Origin of the sequence: Denitraticella aggregata, assembly GCF_048158365.1 — a bacterium.
In the GTDB taxonomy this organism is placed as follows: Bacteria; Pseudomonadota; Gammaproteobacteria; order Burkholderiales; family Rhodocyclaceae; genus Azoarcus_F.
In genome coordinates this window covers 177,130-195,845 of the sequence record NZ_JBLLNL010000001.1, presented here as the reverse complement: position 1 = coordinate 195,845, position 18,716 = coordinate 177,130, and the positions used below count along the sequence as shown (strand labels likewise).

Annotated in this window: 18 protein-coding genes; 6 read left to right on the top strand and 12 right to left on the bottom strand. The window is 65.5% G+C overall.

What is annotated here, in order from left to right; genetic code table 11:
* Positions 1-91: 91 nt before the first annotated feature.
* The 11 genes from fabG to had all read right to left on the bottom strand — a co-directional run bounded on the left by fabG (position 92) and on the right by had (position 9,949).
* Positions 92-802: a 3-oxoacyl-ACP reductase FabG gene (gene fabG / locus ACKVEX_RS00965; protein ID WP_473213803.1), complete on the bottom strand. Its 711-nt coding sequence runs from the start codon at positions 800-802 to the stop codon at positions 92-94.
* Positions 803-905: 103 nt separating this feature from the next.
* Positions 906-1,451 carry a GNAT family N-acetyltransferase gene (locus ACKVEX_RS00960; RefSeq protein WP_473213802.1) on the bottom strand — a complete coding sequence of 182 codons (546 nt, stop codon included), beginning with the start codon at positions 1,449-1,451 and terminating at the stop codon, positions 906-908.
* Positions 1,452-1,487: 36 nt separating this feature from the next.
* The gene (locus tag ACKVEX_RS00955) at positions 1,488-1,952 is read right to left on the bottom strand and encodes a GNAT family N-acetyltransferase (RefSeq protein WP_473213801.1); all 465 of its coding nucleotides are present in this window, start codon (positions 1,950-1,952) and stop codon (positions 1,488-1,490) included.
* Between the two features lie 56 nt (positions 1,953-2,008).
* The gene (locus ACKVEX_RS00950; RefSeq protein ID WP_473213800.1) at positions 2,009-2,254 is read right to left on the bottom strand and encodes a YfhL family 4Fe-4S dicluster ferredoxin; all 246 of its coding nucleotides are present in this window, start codon (positions 2,252-2,254) and stop codon (positions 2,009-2,011) included.
* A gap of 25 nt (positions 2,255-2,279) precedes the next feature.
* A complete protein-coding gene (bcrD, locus tag ACKVEX_RS00945) occupies positions 2,280-3,119 on the bottom strand; it encodes a benzoyl-CoA reductase subunit D (protein WP_473213799.1) in 840 nt (279 codons plus the stop codon).
* A 1-nt stretch (position 3,120) separates the two neighbouring features.
* Entirely contained in the window at positions 3,121-4,440 is a 1,320-nt protein-coding gene (gene bcrA, locus ACKVEX_RS00940) for a benzoyl-CoA reductase subunit A (RefSeq protein WP_473213798.1), read from the bottom strand.
* Between the two features lie 10 nt (positions 4,441-4,450).
* Positions 4,451-5,749: a benzoyl-CoA reductase subunit B gene (bcrB, locus tag ACKVEX_RS00935; RefSeq protein WP_473213797.1), complete on the bottom strand. Its 1,299-nt coding sequence runs from the start codon at positions 5,747-5,749 to the stop codon at positions 4,451-4,453.
* Between the two features lie 2 nt (positions 5,750-5,751).
* Positions 5,752-6,912: a benzoyl-CoA reductase subunit C gene (bcrC, locus tag ACKVEX_RS00930; RefSeq protein WP_473213796.1), complete on the bottom strand. Its 1,161-nt coding sequence runs from the start codon at positions 6,910-6,912 to the stop codon at positions 5,752-5,754.
* A gap of 2 nt (positions 6,913-6,914) precedes the next feature.
* Complete coding sequence (locus tag ACKVEX_RS00925; RefSeq protein WP_473213795.1) at positions 6,915-7,691, bottom strand: cyclohexa-1,5-dienecarbonyl-CoA hydratase; 777 nt, start codon at positions 7,689-7,691, stop codon at positions 6,915-6,917.
* On the bottom strand, positions 7,691-8,824 hold the full coding sequence (gene oah / locus ACKVEX_RS00920; protein ID WP_473213794.1) for a 6-oxocyclohex-1-ene-1-carbonyl-CoA hydratase: 1,134 nt from the start codon (positions 8,822-8,824) through the stop codon (positions 7,691-7,693). The genes ACKVEX_RS00925 and oah overlap by 1 nt, the downstream gene beginning before the upstream one ends.
* A gap of 57 nt (positions 8,825-8,881) precedes the next feature.
* Positions 8,882-9,949 (bottom strand): 6-hydroxycyclohex-1-ene-1-carbonyl-CoA dehydrogenase, encoded by a 1,068-nt coding sequence (gene had, locus ACKVEX_RS00915; RefSeq protein ID WP_473213793.1) that lies wholly within the window; start codon positions 9,947-9,949, stop codon positions 8,882-8,884.
* Positions 9,950-10,263: 314 nt separating this feature from the next.
* Between had and ACKVEX_RS00910 the strand changes: the two genes are divergently transcribed.
* Genes ACKVEX_RS00910 through ACKVEX_RS00900 form a run of 3 tightly spaced genes read left to right on the top strand, consistent with a single transcriptional unit; the run spans position 10,264 to position 13,369 of the window.
* On the top strand, positions 10,264-11,982 hold the full coding sequence (locus ACKVEX_RS00910; RefSeq protein WP_473213792.1) for a 2-oxoacid:acceptor oxidoreductase subunit alpha: 1,719 nt from the start codon (positions 10,264-10,266) through the stop codon (positions 11,980-11,982).
* Between the two features lie 2 nt (positions 11,983-11,984).
* On the top strand, positions 11,985-12,824 hold the full coding sequence (locus ACKVEX_RS00905) for a 2-oxoacid:ferredoxin oxidoreductase subunit beta (protein WP_473213791.1): 840 nt from the start codon (positions 11,985-11,987) through the stop codon (positions 12,822-12,824).
* Positions 12,821-13,369 carry a ferritin-like domain-containing protein gene (locus tag ACKVEX_RS00900; protein ID WP_473213790.1) on the top strand — a complete coding sequence of 183 codons (549 nt, stop codon included), beginning with the start codon at positions 12,821-12,823 and terminating at the stop codon, positions 13,367-13,369. The genes ACKVEX_RS00905 and ACKVEX_RS00900 overlap by 4 nt, the downstream gene beginning before the upstream one ends.
* A gap of 77 nt (positions 13,370-13,446) precedes the next feature.
* Here the strand turns inward: ACKVEX_RS00900 and ACKVEX_RS00895 are convergent, their stop codons facing one another.
* The gene (locus ACKVEX_RS00895; RefSeq protein WP_473213789.1) at positions 13,447-14,334 is read right to left on the bottom strand and encodes a CBS and ACT domain-containing protein; all 888 of its coding nucleotides are present in this window, start codon (positions 14,332-14,334) and stop codon (positions 13,447-13,449) included.
* Positions 14,335-14,397: 63 nt separating this feature from the next.
* Between ACKVEX_RS00895 and ACKVEX_RS00890 the strand changes: the two genes are divergently transcribed.
* From ACKVEX_RS00890 to ACKVEX_RS00880, 3 genes are read left to right on the top strand one after another with little or no spacing between them, the layout of a single operon-like run.
* On the top strand, positions 14,398-17,139 hold the full coding sequence (locus ACKVEX_RS00890; RefSeq protein WP_473213788.1) for a molybdopterin-dependent oxidoreductase: 2,742 nt from the start codon (positions 14,398-14,400) through the stop codon (positions 17,137-17,139).
* Entirely contained in the window at positions 17,136-17,786 is a 651-nt protein-coding gene (locus ACKVEX_RS00885) for a 4Fe-4S dicluster domain-containing protein (protein ID WP_473213787.1), read from the top strand. The genes ACKVEX_RS00890 and ACKVEX_RS00885 overlap by 4 nt, the downstream gene beginning before the upstream one ends.
* Positions 17,783-18,661 carry a DmsC/YnfH family molybdoenzyme membrane anchor subunit gene (locus ACKVEX_RS00880; RefSeq protein WP_473213786.1) on the top strand — a complete coding sequence of 293 codons (879 nt, stop codon included), beginning with the start codon at positions 17,783-17,785 and terminating at the stop codon, positions 18,659-18,661. The genes ACKVEX_RS00885 and ACKVEX_RS00880 overlap by 4 nt, the downstream gene beginning before the upstream one ends.
* Positions 18,662-18,716 lie beyond the last annotated feature (55 nt).

The following is an 18,716-nucleotide window of genomic DNA, read 5'->3' as shown; positions in this document are numbered from 1 at the left end:
TTCGCTCCGCTTGATGCCATGCGAATGGAGTGACGCTGGACTGCACCGGACCGGACCCGACGCAGTGGGCTGGTTCCGCCTCTTACCTCGGCTAGATGTACTGACCGCCATCGACCCGAATGACTTCGCCGGTGATCATTCGCGCCATGTCGGACAGCAGAAAGACCACTGCCGCCGCAACGTCTTCCGGCGTTGCCAGACGGTTCAGGACACTCTCGTCCCGCGCACGTTCGAGCACCTCCGCCGGCAGCGTCCGGGCCATGTCGGTCATCACCATGCCGGGTGCCACCGCATTCACCGTCACACCCTTGGGACCGAGCTCACGCGCGGCGGTCTTGGTCAGGCCGATCAGCCCTGCCTTGGCCGCGCTGTAGTTCGCCTGGCCGAACTTGCCACGCATGCCGTTGATCGATGTGATGTTCACGATGCTGCCGCATCCGGCCGCGACCATCGCCGGCGCGCATGCCCGGATCAGGTTGAAGGCCCCCCCGAGATTGACGTCGAGGACCGTACGCCATTCCTCGTCGCTCATCTTGAGCAGACTGCGGTCGCGCGTGATACCGGCGTTGTTGACCAGCAGCGTCGCCGGCTCCGGGAGTCCGTCCAGCGCTTCGGCGATGCTCGCGGGCCGGGCGATATCCACCCGGTGCAGTTGCCCGCTGGATTCGTTGACGTCGGCCTGATCGAATACGTGTACCCGGACGCCCCGGGCGGACAGCGCATCGACGATCGAACGTCCGATGCCGCGCGCGCCCCCGGTCACGATCGCAACCCGCCCGCAAAGCTCCCCCGTGGGACTCATGTCGCGTCTCTCCCTTGGCGGACATCGACATTGTCGACGCCCGGATGCAAGCGGCCGCAGGTCCCGATCGACGGTCGCGCGGCCGGACGATCCACCATGGCCGTCATCCCAGCGCGCGCGACAACGCGAGCTGCTGGCCGGGCTGGAAGCCGCAACGCTCGAGGAAGCGCGCCAGACCGAAGCGATTCCACTCGATCTCGGTGCGCACCGACTCGACCCGCAGCGACGCGAGGTTCGCGAGCAGCTGCGAGATCAGCGCACGGCCGATCTCGCGACCGATCATGGCCGGATCGACGCCGATCGTGTCGATCACCGCGGTGGTCGCAGCCCGGCCGAACTCGCCGTAATCGACGCGCGCCATGACGAAACCCACGACCATGTCGTCCTGTTCGGCGACCAGCGACACCCGCACGCCCGCGTCGCCAAGGGCCTCGTCGAACTTGCGCTGATAGTAGGGGCGCCGATCCAGACCGGCGGCATGGCGGTCGATGCGCACGACCGCATCGAGATCGGACGCGCCGAGAGAGCGCACCGGGATGCGGTCGCGCGACAGCGCCTCGAACTGATCCTGGCTCGGGTCGCTGTAATCCGGCTCCTGCGAGAACTGGTCGAGCAACTGCTTGGTGGTGGGGTGAAGGCGGCTGGACATCGTCTATCTCCGTCTGGGGTCCTGTTCCGGGCAAGTTCAGAAATTCACGAACTCGGTGGGACGCTCGAGCACGACCCGCGGGGCGAGTCTGAAGCCGGCGGCCGAGAAGAACTCCACCAGACCCGGCTGATCCCACTGGGCCTGGGTGCGCATCTCCTTCGCGCCCCGCTCGACCGCGCTGCGATCGAATTCGCTCATCAATGTACGCGCGAGCCCGTGCCGCTGATGCGCCGGATCCACCGAGATCGCATCGAGCACCGCGACGCGACTCCTGACGCCGAATTCGCCGTCGAGCAGATGTCCGAGGATGAACCCCACCACGGCATCGCCCTGCTCCGCGACACACGAAAAAAAACCGTCCGGCCAGGTCGTCTCGGCCCTGAGCCGGCGCTCGAAGAAGCCGTTGCGTGCCTCGCCGCTGCTGGCGCGGTCCAACCGGACAAGCTGTTCGATGTCGCGCTGTTCCAGCCGACGCAGGCGCAGATCGTTGCTTGAAGTCATCATATCCCCCAGAAATGACCGAAGAATCAGGGCGCGGCAGGGCGCCCGGCATGGTTTCAGCCGTGCAGGCTGTGGTATTTGGCGGTCAGTTCATCCCGCGATTCGCGAAAATCCGGATTCTCGGGGATGCAGTCGGCAGGACACACGAGCCTGCACTGGGGCTCATCGAACGCACCGACACATTCGGTGCATTTCATCGGATCGATCACGTAGATCGGGTCGCCCGCGGTGATCGCCTCGTTCGGGCATTCCTCGACGCATGCATCGCATGCCGTGCAGTCGTCATTGATTAGCAAGGCCATGATTGAGTCCTCCAGATCGATTGGGTCAAGCTGCTACCTGTTCGCCCAGGCGGGCGAGTTTTTCGTGCCGGAACGCACCCCAAAGGGCGGCACCGATCGCGCCGGCGAACGGCGAATCGGGATGGTTGTGGCAGACCACCGCCATCTTCTGTTCCCTGGTCGACTCGTTGAGGGTCTTCATCAGCCCCTCGTCGAGCGCAAGACCGCCGGTCGCGAGCACGACGCCCTCGCGCGCACCGATCGACTTGAGCAGCTTCGCGAGCCGCCCGGCCATCGAGATGTGGATGCCCTTCAGAATGTTGGGCGCGGTGATCCCGCGCGACACCATGTTGATCACGTCGGTCTCGGCCAGCACCGCACAGATGCTGGACACGACCTCGGGATTGTCGGCCTGGCTCGACAGCCCGCCGATCTCGTCCTGCGCGATGCCGAGGTAGCGCGCGATGTTCTCGAGAAACTGGCCCGATCCGGACGCACACTGGCTGGTCATCTTGTACTGCTCGACCTTGCCGCGCGCGTCGCAGCGAATCGCGCGACCGTGCAGCGCGCCGATGTCCAGCACCGCCCGCGCGTCCGGGTTCAGATACACCGCGCCGCGCGCATGGGTCGTCATCGAGTAGAAATGCCCGGTGTGGAAGTGCAGGCTCTCGCCCTCCCCGGTGGTCGCCACGTACGCGACCTCGTCGGGCCGGATGCCCGCTTCCTCGAGCAGTTCGTTGTAGGTCTGCTCGGCGAGCTTGAACGGATCGCGCTGACGGATCCGGTCGTTGCGCTTCGCGAGCCATTCGTGCGTGTCGCCTTCGCTGCGGAACAGCACCGTCTTGACCGCGCCGGTGCCGATGTCGATGCCTGCGGTGATAGTCATGTCATGCCTCCACGACCGCGCGCCGGGCGAATTCGGACGCGCCCAGAGCCCCGGTATAGATTGAATCGGGATCGATGTTGATCTTCACGTCGCCGTAGTTCTCCTTGACCAGCTGACGCAGCTCCTTCACCGCGGCCTCGTTCTTGGCGACCCCGCCGGTGAAGGTAAACTGGTCGGTGATGCCGCCCGAGCGCGAGATGATGGACATCGCGCGCAGCATGATCGCGCGGTGCAGACCGGCCAGGATGTCCTCGCGCTTGTCGCCCAGGGCCAGACGGTCGCGCAGTTCGGCGCCGGCGAACACGGTGCAGGTCGAGTTGATGCGTATCGTCTTGGTCGCCTTCATCGCCAGCGGCCCCAGCTCGTGCAGACCCATGTTCATCTCGTCGGCGACATATCCCAGGTAGCGACCGGTGCCGGCGGCACAGCGGTCGTTCATCTGGAAGTTCATGACGATGCCCTTGTCGTCGATCTGTATGCCTTTGGTGTCCTGACCGCCGATGTCGAGCACGGTGCGCGTGGCGGGGTACATCAGGTGCGCGCCCAGACCATGGCACAGGATCTCGGAGCGGATGTGCTCCTTCGGGAAGGGCAGGCGCACGCGACCGTAGCCAGTACCGACCACGTATCGCTCCTGCATGTCAACGTCCAGGGCCGTCGCGATCGGGGCCTCCAGTGCCGCGGTGTCCAGCAGCTCACCCGCGATCTCGGCACGCACCCGTTCCATCGCGCTGCGGAACTTGCGGTTCATGTCGGCCGAGGGCGGGCGGTTCTCCACCTCGATGATGGACTTATCGTACATGTGCAGCAGATGATCGAACTCGACGTCGGTATCGCGGGCGACCTCCTCGCCGCACTGCATGAAGCGCGAGCCGGCCAGATCGCGAAAGAAGTCCGACTTGCGCTGCGCGTCCGGCGCGAACAGCGCATCGGCCTCTTCCTCTCGCAGGCGACGGAACAGCTCGGTCAGCGCCGCGACGATACGCTTTTTCATGCCGGCGAAGCGCGGTCCCTCGACGTTCGCGACGCAGGTCTGCTCTAGATCGGCGAGCTGTTCGATGAACTGCTCACGCCGGAAGTTGCGCGTGAGTCCGGCGAGGATGTCCTCCACCCGGCCCCGTACCCCTTCCTCCTTGTCCAGTTCGCGCCGGATCAGGCACAGCCGCGCGTCGATGAAGGCTTCGAGTTTCGACACGCGCGCGGCAGTGTCGTAGTTGGACCGCGAGTTGGTGATCCCACGGCCGAGCACCTGGCCGTTCGTGTCCATGACGACCGCCTTGGTCGTGGTCGAACCCAGGTCGATTCCGACGAAACATTCCATGATTCGCTCCTCAAGCCGCAGCCAGCGCGACGCTGCCGCGCTTCTGGTCGATCATCTGAAAATAGCTTTCGAGCCGGTTCTTGACGTTCGCATGCGAGAAGTAGCGTGGATCGACGAGGTCGGTCTCGATGAACGCGGCCGGCTTGCCGGTGCGCTTCTCGATCTCGCGCATCATCAGCAGCTGTCCGGCCGAGAAACTGTTGCAGCTCTTGATGGAGTTGATCAGCAGACCGTCGGCCTGGTACTCGTTGATGTACTTCTCGAGCAGATCCACCCGTTGCGGCAGGTTGTTGTTGGTGTAGCAACCGAGGCAGTAGTCGGCGAGCGTACCGAGCGGATCGCTCGGGTCGTGGCGGAAACCCTGGTCGTAGAGCCCGCCCACCTTGGTGTAGGAACTCGCGACGACGACCGCGCCCTCGTCGTAGAAGAGCTTCCAGAACTCGCGGAAGCTCGTCCAGTTGGGCGGGCCCTCGACGACGAGGCGGTACTTCTCGTCCTTCAGGTCGCCTTCCGGCGTGATCGGCCCCTTGCCCTCGGCAAGGCGCTGCTCCACTTCCTTGCGCAGCAGGCCGTAATACTCGACCGCGTCGCGGGTGCCGCGGAACGCGGTGAAGATCGGGCCGATGTAATACACGCCGCCGAAATACGCATCGATCGGTGACGGCTTGTTCTTGCCGCTCTCGAGGACCCACACCAGGTTGTCCTCGGCTTCGGCCGAGTTCTTCAGGTACTCGCGCAGCCGGTCGATGTCGAACTTGACCCCCGACACCTGCTCGAACATCGGGATCACTTCTTCCTTGAGCTGCTTGACGACGAAGTCGCGCATGTTCTTCGTGATCTTGCCGTCGCCCTGGTACGGAATCTGCAGCATCACGGTCGGACACTTGTATTCGTGGCGGAGCAGTTCGAACCACTTCATGAAGGTGAAGCAACCGGTGTAGGACAGCAGCAACAGGTCCGGCGCTGGCATCGGCTTGCCGTTGGGCGCGATGTTGCCCCGACCCATCATGCCGATGTCGGCCTTCACGTAGGTGCACACGTCCTCCGAGTGACCCGCCTTCTCCGCGTCCATGATCATCGCACCGCTCTGCTTGCGCAGGCCGTTCTGGATCGCGTTGGTCTCCGGCAGGTTGTTCACCATGTCGAAGCACATGATCAGTTCGTTCAGGTTCCCGGGCACGAAGGTCGATACGATCTTCTCGCCCGACTCCCGTGTGCCGGTCAGTCGGTCGTAGTTGCCCGCGATCATCGCCTTCTGCTTCAGCATCGAAGGTTCCTTGATGATCTCGCTATCGGTCTTGGCGTTCATGGTCAGCTCCAGAGTTTGATCGAGTCGGCGAAGGTGCCGGCCTGTTCGCGAATCGGCTGCATCTGGCCGGAGTTCTCGGCGTACTTGAAGGAGATGTACGGAACGTTGTGTTCCGAACAACGGTCGGCCAGCATCGGGCGCTCGAGCAGGGCCGGATCGCAGAAGCTCGGTGCCGCGAAGATCACCCCCTCCGCGGCGTTCTTCCTGACCTGCTTGAGCAGGAACATGCCCTTCTCCTTCTCGCAAGTGTCGTACTTCGCGGCGGTACTCGCCGATTCATGCAGGAAGGCCCTGGACAGGTTCTCCATCGGATCGCCGCTGGTCGGCACCGCATTCTGCAGCCAGCGGTGCACCAGAATGTAGTCGTCATCGACGATGTAGCAGCCCGACAATTCGATGGATTTGATCAGGTTCAAAGGCGGCTGCTCGCAGAACGAACCGTTGATCACGACCCGGCAGTTGTCGCGCTTGATGGCCTCGACCGTCTCGGCGGCGGCGAGATAGTCCGCGAGCATCTGGTTGTGCTCCTCCACCGGCAGCACCAGGCCGGCCCGCATCAACAGATAGACTTCCGAGGACGGGACCTTCCACGGCTCGCGCGAACGCATCGCATACACGTCCATCACGAGTTGCCGGTTGCGGTTGTACACCTCGATCGACGCGTGCAGCGCCTCGTCGGTGATCTTCCGACCGGACAGGTGCTCCAGGCCCTCGCGCAGCTCGTTCAGTTCGTTGATGTAGTAATTGCCGCCGATGTCGTCGCTGTAGTTCTGCGGCACGTCGAAGTAGCGCACGTACTTGCCCGGAAACATCATCTTCCACATGCCAGACAGATTGCGGATCACGTCGCAGATGCTGGGAAACAGCATGCCATCGACGAAGTCGAGCCGCTTCGACAGACCGAGTTCGATCGTGGACCTCGGGATCCGGCAGATGTAGCTCTGGTAAAAGGCGTCGCCATGGATGACCTCGAGCTGATCGCCACCGCCCATGATGCCGAGCGGCAGCATGCCGGCCGCGTGGATGATCTCGCGCGGCACATAGACCGGCATGTAGGCGATGACCTTGCGGTCCGGATCGGCCTCCTTCCATTGCTTTGCGGCAGTGAATTCGAGGTCGTCGTACAGCGCCTCACAGCGCCTGATGATGTCTGCAGTGCTCATGGTCAGTGGTTCTCCCAGTGTGCGGAACGCTTGTCCAGAAAGGCGCGGAGACCTTCCACCGCGTCATGACTCGCCATCAGTTCGTCGAGGTAGAGCGCCTCGACGCTGTCCAGCCGGTCCTTGACGGCAGCCGCGAACGCCTGCCGTGCAGCGCGCACCGCGAAGCGCAGCGAGCTCGCGCTGACATGCGCGACATGCTCGTCGTACCAGTGCAGCAGCGCGGCCTCGGGGTCGTCGGCGAGTTGATCGAGCAGTCCGATCCGATACGCCTCGACACCGTCGATGCTGCGTCCGGACCACAGCAGATCCTCCGCGCGCGACTGCCCGATGCGCGGAGGCAGCAGGCATGACGCAGCGGGCGCGAACACCCCGAGCCTGATCTCGGGCTGGCCGAAGCGGGCTTCCGGGGTCGCGCACAGCAGACTGCCGGCCGCGGCGACCTCCAGCCCGCCGCCGAGACACTGGCCACGGATCGCGACCAGGATCGGCACCGGGCAGTCGAGCATGGCCTTGATGAGCGCGTGCAGCCCGCGCAGCATCTGCGCGCATTGCTGCGGGAGATGCTCCTCGACGCTCGCGCCGAAACTGAAGTGCGGACCCTCGGCATCGAACATCACCGCGCGCAGCGCCGGTGCGCCGACATGGGTCTCGAACGCGCCGTGCAGCGCCGCGATCATCGCAGCGTCGACGATGTTCGCCTTGGGCCGTGCGAGACGCATCCGCAGCAGGCCGCCGTCGCGCTCGTGCCAGACCTTGAGCGGCGTATCGGAGTCGACCATCACTGCGCTCCCGGCATCAGGCTGTCGATCAATTCCGGCGTCCAGGGGGTGCCCTTGGCGAGCGCACGGCGCAGCGCGGTGAAGTCGATCTCGCGCCCAGTGTCCCTGTTGCCCTCGTTGAAAGCACGGAAGCCCGCGCGCGCCTCGTTCATCATGTTCAGCGCGAGCCACGCGCGGCTGTTTTCCTTGTTGCGGTTCCAGGTGTCGAGCTTGGGCTTGCGCAGTTCCTCGAAACTCTTGGTCAGGCACTCCGGGAAGGTACCGATCAGCTTCGCGCACAGCTGCTCGACCGCCTCGTCCAGCAGCGACAGATCGATCTCACCGCGCTTGAGCAGCGCCTTGCCCTCGGCCAGCGCCTCACCGGTCTTGAATTCGCCATGCACGATGCGGCCGAACTCGTCCAGATAGCGGTCGGTGACCACCAGCGGGTTGGCCACGAAGCGGCCATCGACCTTCAGCGCCGGAACCACCTGCATGCAGATGCCCAGCCGGTTCGCCTTGTGCGCCGAGAACGGTTCGCACAGCGTGGCCGAAACCATCGCCTGCTCGCAGCCGATCATCAACGGCAGAAAGTCGGTCGCGCCGCCGATCGCGGCCGAACCGTGCTTGGGTCCGGCTTGCCCGAAGTTGGCCAGATCCTGCGCGATCGTGAAGTCCGCCGCCATGCCGATCTCCTGACCGCCCCCGATACGCATGCCATTGACCCGGCACACCACCGGCTTGTCGCAGGCGAGGATGGACGACACCATGTCGTTGAACAGCCGCATGTACTGGCGGTATTCCTGCGGGTTCCCGGCGTAATACTCGGCGTACTCCTTGGTGTTGCCGCCGGTGCAGAAAGCCTTGTCGCCGCTGCCGGTGAACACCACCGAAACCACGTCGCGCGCATTCGAGGCTGCGCGAAAGGCCAGGATCACGCCCTTGACCATGTCGGTCGTGTAGGAGTTGTACTGTTTGGGGTTGTCCAGCGTGATCCAGACGTTGTAAAGCTCGGGCACCACGTTGCCGTTCAGGTCACGCGCCGGGCGCTTCTCGTACAGCACGCCCGGAACGACCTTTTCCGGAACCAGGTTGTGGTCTGCCAGCCGGGCCGGCGCGGTTTGCTCGATCAGGGTTGCGGTGCTTCGATTCATGATGCGGATCTCCACTGTCTTGTCGTCACGTTGCGGTGTGAAAGGCGCATACGCCGGTCACGGCGTCAGGATCGCGCGCCGGCCGAGCCGGTGCGCATGGGCAGCCTCGAACACCTCGTTGATCTGGTCGAGCGGATGCCGCTCGACGAAACTCGCGAGGTCGATGCGACCGTCCAGCACCAGATCGAGCGCGGCCGGATAGTGCTCGGGCAGGCAGCCCCAGTTGCCGAGCGCACGCGCATGAAAGGCCATCAGATTCGAGAGCCGGACTTCGATGCGATCCATCGTGAAACCGACCACGGCCAGCGTCGCACCATGCGTCAGCAAGCCGTATGCGTTGGTCTGGCCAGCACCGCTACCGGAGCATTCGAAGATCTTCCACCGGTTCGTGCGCAGGCCATTGCCGCGACAATGCGCCTCGACCGCCTTCTTCAGGTCGCGGCCTGACAGCTCACGCGCGTCGAGCGTCAGCGCGGCACCGTGCTGCGTCATCAACTCGAGCTTGCCCGGATCGACATCGACAGCGATCACGTGTGCACCGAATGCATGTGCGATCTGCACCGCGTATCCGCCGACGCCCCCGACGCCGATCACGATCGCGACGTCGCCCGGCTCGACCTCGGCCTGCAGCACTGCCTGATAGGGCGTGGTCACCGCGTCGGCCACCACCGACACATCGGCCAGACCGAGCCCGGCAGCAGCCAGGCGCGCTTCATCCACGCGACACAGGCCACGCGCCGGGACCACGACATGCGACGCAAAGCCACCCTGGATGTCGTTGCCCGGCATCACCTGGTCGCGGCAGATCGTGCCGTGCCCGGTCACGCACAGTTCGCACTTGCCGCAGGGGATCACCGCTGGAACGATGACGGCGCGACCGAGCCACCCGCTGGCGGCGACGCCCGCCTGCGTCACCCGCCCGCTGATCTCATGGCCCAGCGCGAGCGGCAGGGACAGGTTCGTGCGCACGCCGTCGTAGTAGTAGCCGAGGTCGGTATGACAGACGCCGCAACCGGCCACCTCGACCAGAACTTCGTCGTCGGCGAGTGCATCGACGGTGAAATCGCAACGGGTCATCGGTTCGCCCACACCCGTCATCAACCACCGATATGGATTGCCGCTCATCTGCTGTCTCCATGCACCGGCGCATTCATCGCCGTTTTATTTACGTTCACGTTTACGTTAACTCTGAATTTGGTTGCTGCCACCGCTGAATCCGATCGGTGTCGCGTTGGATGAACTCTATCGGACAAGGAAAAGAGGGTAGTTGACCTACGTCAACAGATTGACGTTTGCGTCAACGTAAACTCTGGTCGTAACTTGAACACCCGATTGCGCCCCGCGCAAGCCGCCCCCGGCTCCCGTCGTCGGACGGGTTGCGACCGGGCGACGCACAAGGGTCCGGTCCAGCCGGACCGAAGACGAACCTGGAGACTAGGATGACAGCCCGATCCATTTCGATCACATTCGCCGGCAGCGGCGGCGCAGGCGTGATGACCGCCGGCAACATGCTGCTCGACGCTGCCGGCCATGCCGGCTGGTACGCGTACATGACGCGCTCGTCAGGCGCGCAGATCCGTGGCGGCGAGGCGGCCGCGATGCTGCGGCTGTCGACCGAACCGGTCCAGTCACACGACGACGACTACGATCTGCTGGTCGCGATCGACTGGCAGAACGTGGGGCGCTTCTCGGCCGAGATTCCGATGAACGCCGGCAGCCTGGTGCTCGGCGACCCGGACGGTGGCGACTTTCCGGAGCAGATACGTGCCAAGGGCACGCGTACCGCCGAGATCCCGTTCAAGAAGATCGCGAAGGAGATTCCGGGCGGTAGGCCCAACATGATCGCCCTGGGGGCGGTCGCCGCGCTGATCGGCCTGCCCGAGGACTCCATCATGGAGGTGCTGACCGGTACCCTGAAGAAGAAGGGAGCAGACGCGCTCGAGGCGAGCAGGGCGTCGGTCTGCGCCGGACGGGATCTGGCGACGACGCTCCCGCAGCTCAGGCCGCTGGAGCCTGCCCATGGCGAGCGTGCCCGCCTGTGGAGCATCACCGGCAACGAGGCCGCCGGCCTGGGGGCGGTCCGCGGCGGTGTGCGCTTCGTCGCCGCCTACCCGATCACACCGGGTACCGAGGTGCTCGAATGGCTGGCACCGAATCTGGCCAGACTCGGGGGCGTGCTCGTGCAGGCGGAAGACGAACTCGCCTCCATCAACCAGATCATCGGTGCGTCCTACGCGGGCACGCCGTCGCTGACCGCCACGGCCGGCCCGGGGCTCGCGCTGATGATGGAGTCCATAGGCCTGTCTGTTGCGGCCGAGACGCCGGTCGTCGTCATCGACGTGATGCGTGGCGGCCCATCCACCGGCATTCCGGTCAAATCCGAACAGAGCGATCTGAACATTGCGCTGTACGGGCTGCATGGCGATGCGCCGCACCTGGTCCTCGCACCCAATTCGATCGCGGACTGCGCCTTCACTACGCAGTGGGCGGTGCATCTGGCCGAGGCGCTGCAGACCGCCGCGATCGTGTTGTCGGACCAGTCGCTCGGGCAGAGCCGTGCGACGATCCCACCACCGCAGGACCCGGGACTGCGTGCGATGCGGCTCAGGCCCGACGGGGACGCCTCCGAACCCTACCGGCGCTACCGGATCACCCCGTCCGGCGTTTCACCGATGGCCGAACCCGGCATGAAGGGGTATCAGTACACCGCCGACGGCCTCGAGCACAACGAGACCGGCACTCCGTCGAGTCAGGCGGCGGACCATCTCGCCCAGCTCGACAAGCGTCTGCACAAGCTCACCGGTCATGACTACGGAACCCACTGGGCCGACATCGACGGGGACGGCGACATCGTGGTGCTGACCTGGGGCTCGACCACCGGCCCGGTGCGCGAGGCGCTGGCGCGCTGGCGGGCGGCCGGAAAGCGTGCCCGCCTCGTGTCGATGCGCCTGCTCGCCCCTTTCCTGCCGGACAAGATCGCAGTCGCGCTCGACGATGCGAAGCGCATTCTGGTGGTCGAACAGAGCCACGGCGCCCAGTTCCACCGCTACCTGCGCGCACATTACGACCTTCCCGGAGAAGTGCGCGCCTTCCACCGTCCCGGCCCCCTGCCGATCCGTCCCGACGAAATCGTCCGTCAACTTTCCGACTGGAGCTGAACATGGATGCGACCTCTGCCTGCCCGAGCTACACGGCACGCGACTACAAATCGGACGTCAAACCCGTGTGGTGCCCCGGCTGCGGCGACTACTCGGTGCTGTCGGCGATCACCAAGGCCCTCGCCGAACTGTCCCTGGCACCCGAAAACGTGGCCCTGGTTTCGGGGATCGGCTGCTCCTCCCGCATCCCCGCCTACACCAACGTGTTCGGCTTCCATGGCGTGCATGGCCGTGCGCTGCCGATCGCTACCGGCATCAAGGTGAGCCGGCCCGAGCTCACCGTCATCGCGTCCGGCGGCGACGGCGACGGTTTCTCGATCGGCGGCAATCACTTCCTGCACGCTTGCCGGCGCAACGTCGACATGACCTACATCGTGATGGACAACGAGGTCTATGGCATGACCAAGGGCCAGGCCTCGCCCACCACCGCGCCCGACTGGGAGAAGAGCAAGCTCACGCCGCACGGGACCGGGATCAACCCCTTCCACCCGCTGGTGATCGCACTGGCATCCGGGGCCAACTTCATCGCACGCGGTTTCTCCGGCGATCCGAATGGCACCGCCCGGCTGATCACCGAGGCGATACGTCATCCCGGCTTCTCCTTCGTGCAGCTGCTCAGTCCGTGCGTGACCTTCCGCCCCGAACAGCGCGACTGGAAGGACGCGGTCCATACCGCACCGGTCGAGCCCACCGACGACCCGGCCCGCGCCGCGCGCCGCCTGATGACCGACGACGGCTTCAACATCGGCGTGCTCTACCGCGGCGACCGCCGACCCTACCGCCCCGCCCCGACGCCGAGCGTAGATTCCGTCACCGAACTGGAGAAGGAGTTTGTGATATGAGCCCCACCGAGCCCCGCGAAAACGACGACAAGGACATCGAATCGGTGGAGCAGCTGCTCGCTCACGCGCTCGCGATGGAGACCGAGGCCGCCGAGCGCTATGCCGAACTCGCCGACCAGATGGAAGTGCACAACAACCATGAGGTCGCAGCACTGTTCCGCAAGCTCGCGGCGATCGAACGCCTGCATGTCGACAGCGTGAATGCGCTCGGCGAGGGCATGGAGTTGCCGCACATCGCGCCATGGGACTATGCATGGGAGACGCCCGAAAGCCCGGAAGCGCCCTCGACCATCGCACGCGAGATCCATTACCTGATGCATCCCTGGCATGCAATCGCGCTGGCGCTCAAACACGAGAAGCTCGGTGTCGAGTTCTACCGCAATCTGGCGGAGCGAGGGGAAAACCCAGCGGTGCGGGAAACCGCGCAGGAACTGCTCGAGAGCGAAGTCGAGCATGTCACGCTGCTCGAACGCTGGCTGACTCGGGTCGAACGCCCCGAACAGGGCTGGAACGAGGATCCCGATCCCCCTCTGCTACAGGAATGACGGGCCGGTCCAAGCGAGCCGCCCGGCCCGGTCAGGCCGGCTCGGTCCGCACCGCCCCTCGATCTTCCGGCGGCGCGTTACGCCCCTGCCGCGACATCCACGGTGACGTCGTAACCGGCGGCACGCAGACCGTCGATCACGGCCGGCTGATCGGGCGCCTTGAAGCGGATCACCGCCATGCGGCGGCCTTCGGTCGCCGGCGTATGCGGTGAGACCACCGATACGATGTAGCCGCCATGCGCGTTCACCGATGCCAGCAGGGCGGAGAGCTGACCGGTCTGGTCGGCCAGCGCGACCGTGATGCGGGTCGCGTCCTCCACCCAGCAGCCGGTGATGTCCAGGAAATAGTCGAGCAGATCGACGCTGGTCACGATGCCGACCAGCCGTCCCGCCTCCACCACCGGCAGGCAGCCGATCTTGTTCGGCCGCATCATGCGGGCCGCTTCCTCGATCTGCGTGCGCGGCGAACAGGTGAGCACCTTTTTGTGCATGATGTCTGCGGCGGTCACCGACGCGAGCAGGTATTTGACCTCCCCCACGTCCAGCGTCGTGATCATCGACGGCTGCGCACGCTGCACATCCCGGTTTGTCACGATTCCGACGAGACGGCCATCGCTCTCGATCACAGGAAGATGCCGCAGCTTCTTCAGCCGCATGATCTCGGACATCCTCGCGAAAGAGTCGCCCGGTCCGACGGACAGGACTTCCCGGGTCATGATGTTTTCTACGTACATGAGAAACTCCAGATGACGATCAAGGAATCCGGGATTGGCCGGGTTCTGACGCGAGTGTAACAAAAAACGGATCGACGACAGCGGTTCCCGCAATCGACCTTGGTTCTTGTTAACGTTAACTGACTCGAACATCTTAGACGCTCTCGTTGACGTTAACGTCATTCTTTGATGCAGGTCAACGGCGCAACGTCTCCACGCTCCTAGAATGGACTCGTCGATCAGGCGCTTCATGTGCGCCTGCGACGCGCCATGAAGCCGGCGCACATCGAAAGCCGGCGCGGAGGAGAACACGCGATGCCGATCAGCAGCACGGCGCAGACCCGAAAGGTCGCGACCTATTGCTACCAATGCGTTGCCGGCCCCGACCTGCTCAAGGTCAAGGTCGAGGATGGCGTGGCGACCGCGATTGAACCGAACTTCGACGCGACGGGCGTGCATCCGGCCGACGGACGGGTGTGCGTGAAGGCCTTCGGCCTGGTGCAGAAGACCTACAACCCCAGTCGCGTGCTTCGGCCGATGAAGCGCACCAACCCGAGGAAGGGGCGCAACGAGGACCCTGGCTTCGTCGCGATCTCATGGGACGAGGCACTCGATCTGATCGCCGAGCGACTGCGCGGGATACGCAAGACCGGACTGCTCGACGCATCGGGCTATCCGCGGGTCGCGGCGAGCTTCGGCGGCGGCGGCACACCGACCGCCTACATGGGCACCTTCCCCGCCTTTCTCGGCGCATGGGGTCCCGTGGACATGAGCTTCGGTAGCGGACAGGGCGTGAAGTGCTATCACTCCGAGCACCTCTATGGCGAGCTGTGGCACCGCGCCTTCATCGTCTGCCCGGACACGCCGCGCACCCGCTATCTCGTGTCCTTCGGCAGCAACATCGAGGCCTCGGGCGGCGTGTGCGGGATCGCGCGACACGCCGCGGCCCGAGTCGAGCAAGGCATCAAGCGTGTTCAGATCGAGCCGCACCTGTCGATCACGGGCGGCTGCTCCGCCGAATGGGTCCCCATCAAGCCCAAGACCGACGTGGCCTTCATGCACGCGATGATCCACGTGATGCTGTTCGAGAACGACCGCTCGCGCCTGGACATACCCTTTCTGAAGCGGATGACCGCATCCCCTTATCTGGTCGCACCCAACGGGCTGTATCTGCGCGATCCCGACACGCACAAGCCGCTGGTGTGGGATCTCGTTCAGGCCGCCGCGGTGCCGTTCGACACGCCCGGAATCGACCCCGCGCTGGACGGCGAGTTGGTCGCGTCGGGCGTCGAGGTGCTGGCCGACGGGGATCTGACCGAGCATCATGACGCGCGCGTGAAGACCGCATTCGGCAAACTGCTCGCACACGAACGCGAGCTGACGCCGGAATGGGCCGAAGGCATATGTGACGTGCCCGCGGCGACGATTCGCCGCATCGCCAACGAATACCTGGATCATGCCCAGATCGGTGCGACGATCGAGATCGAGGGTCGCACTTTGCCGTTTCGGCCGGTCGCGATCACCTTGGGCAAGACCGTCAACAACGGCTGGGGGGGCTACGACTGCTGCTGGGCGCGCACATTGATGGCCTGCCTGGTCGGCGCACTCGACGTGCCCGGGGGCACCATCGGCACCGCGGTGCGCCTGAACCGGCCGGCCAACGACCGTCACAGCAGCGCGAAGCTGGGCCCCGACGGTTTCATGGACTACCCGTTCAACCCGACCGACAAGGAAAACTGGATCGGCCGCCCGCAGATCCGCAACGCCAACCGGACGCTGGTCCCGCTGGTGGCCAATTCCGCCTGGAGCGCCGCGCTCGGCCCGACCCACCTTGCATGGATGCAGCAGCGCCACGGCTTCGAGAGCTTCCCTGAGCCGACCCAGCCGGACGTATGGTTCTTTTACCGCACCAATCCGGTCATCTCCTTCTGGGACACACCGCGGGTCGAGGAGGTGGTCACGAAGTTTCCGTTCGTGGTGGCCTTCGCCTACACGCACGACGAGACCAATCACTTCGCCGACGTGCTGCTGCCCGACTGCACCGACCTCGAGAGTCTGCAGCTGCTGCGCATCGGCGGCACCAAGTATGTCGAGCAGTTCTGGGACCATCAGGGCTTCGCGCTGCGCCAGCCAGCCACCGAACCGCAGGGCGAGGCGCGCGACTTCACCTGGATCGCGACCGAACTCGCGCGACGCGCGGGCATCCTCGAGGGCTACAACAACGCGATCAATCGCGGCGCCGCCGGCGTGGCGCTGAAGGGCGAGCACTACGACTTCAGGCTCGATCCGGCGCAGGTCCACGACGTCGAGACGATCTGGAATGCGAGCTGCCGCGCGGCCAGCGCAGAACTGACCCGTGGTGCGGAGGATCACGGCCTCGACTGGTGGCGCGAACACGGCTTTCGCACGATCGGCTATCCCCGCCTGCAGTGGTATCTGTACCCCCACCTGGAAGACCAGGGCCTGCGATTCGAGATGCCCTACCAGGAGCGCATCTACCGGATCGGTCAGGAGCTCGGTCGGCGCCTGCACGAGTCGGGCATCGCCTGGTGGGACCGGCAGCTCACAGAGTATCGCCCGCTGCCCGAATTCCACGACTTCTCCAACCTGATCAAGGATGCGGTGATCTCGAACCTGGGCGGACGGGCCGAGGACTTCCCGTTCTGGCTGCTCACCGCGCGCAGCATGCAGTACGCGTGGGGCGGCAACGTCAGCCTGCAGATGATTCGGGAAGTCGCGGACAACATCAAGGGGCATCGCGGCGTGATCATGAACACCTCGGCGGCGGCCCGGCTCGGCATCGAGGACGGCGATCTGGTCGAGGTCCGCTCGCCGCTGCGCGGCACGCGCGGCCGGGTCGTGCTGCGCCAGGGCATACGTCCCGACACCCTGCTGATGGTCGGCCAGTTCGATCACTGGATCACACCCTACGCGCGCAATTTCGACGTACCCAGCATGAATGCGCTGGTGCCGATGTTGATGGACCTGACCGACGCGACCGGCTCGGCCGGAGACATCGTGCCGGTGTCGATCACACGAATCGGAGGCGCCCGATGACGCGTTACGCGATGGTGGTCGACCTGCGCCGCTGCGTCGGCTGCCAGACCTGCACCGCCGCCTGCAAGCACACCAACGCGACCGCGCCGGGCGTCCAGTGGCGGTGGGTGCTGGATCTGGAGTCCGGCGAATTCCCCGACGTGTCGCGCACCTTCGTGCCGGTCGGCTGCCAGCACTGCGACGAACCGCCGTGCGAATCGGTCTGCCCGACCACCGCGACCAAGAAGCGCGCGGACGGCCTGGTCACCATCGACTACGACCTGTGCATCGGCTGTGCGTACTGCTCGGTCGCCTGCCCCTACTACGCGCGCTACAAGGTCACCGCGTCCAGACCCGCCTACGCCGACGAGCCGATGGCGCATGAACACAAGCGGGCCGACCCCGGAATGGTCGGCGTCGCGACGAAGTGCACCTTCTGCTCCGACCGCATCGACTACGGACACGCCCATGGTCTGACCCCGGGCATCGATCCGGACGCCACTCCGGCCTGCGCGAACGCGTGCATCGCCAGCGCGCTGACCTTCGGCGACATCGACGATCCGGACAGCAAGCCCTCGCGCCTGCTGCGGGACAACCAGCACTTCCGTATGCACGAGGAGCTCGGCACCGGTCCGGGTTTCTACTACCTGTGGGAGAAGACCCGATGAGAGGCGTCGAACCGGAACTGCAACCCTTCTGGGACGCGCGTGCGGCCGGCAACTTCATCGGCGGCGGCAGCGGCACCGGCCTGCTGCTGTGGACCGCCCTGGCCGCGAGCACGCACGCGATGCCGCTGCGCGCCGCGACGCTGGTCGCGCTGGTATGCATCGCGGTCGGACTGACCTGCGTGTGGCTGGAGATCGGCCGACCGTGGCGTGCGCTCAACGTGTTCCTGCATCCGCGCACGTCCTGGATGACACGCGAGGCGATCATCGCGCTGCCGCTGTTCGCGCTGGGCGCGCTTGCGCTGCTGACCGGCGCCCCGGCAGTCGCGTGGCTCGCCGCGCTGGCCGGCCTCGCCTTTCTGTATTGCCAGGCACGCATTCTCGCCGCCGCTCGCGGCATCCCGGCCTGGCGCGAACCCGCCCTGCTCCCGCTGATCATCGCAACCGGGCTCGCCGAGGGCGCAGGCCTGCTGGCGATCATCGCGTTCGTGCTCGCACTGGCGCCAGGGCCCGCCCACACCGGCGTGATGCTGCTGCTGGTGGGCCTGCGCGGCTGGTCTTGGCTGCGCTACCAGCGCGCGCTGTCACGACCGGGCGGCGCGCCGATCAAGACGGTGCAGGCGCTTGGACGGGAATCGCGACTGTGGCTGCCACTGGGCCATCACCTGCCGGCGGCGCTGCTGGTGGTGGCATTGCTGGCGCCGACCCTGGCCCCGGCACTGGCGGCGCTTGCCGGCATCGCGATGCTTGCGGCCGGCTGGCGCCTCAAGTTCGCGTTGATCACGCGCATCGCCTTCACGCAGGGTTTCGCGCTCGAACACATCCCGGCGCGCACACCCGGCTATGCGCGCCCCGGCGTGAAACCCGGCTGGAACTGAGACTCACGGCCGACGGGCGCTGCGCGGGTCGCAGCGCCCGTCGGCATCGACAGGA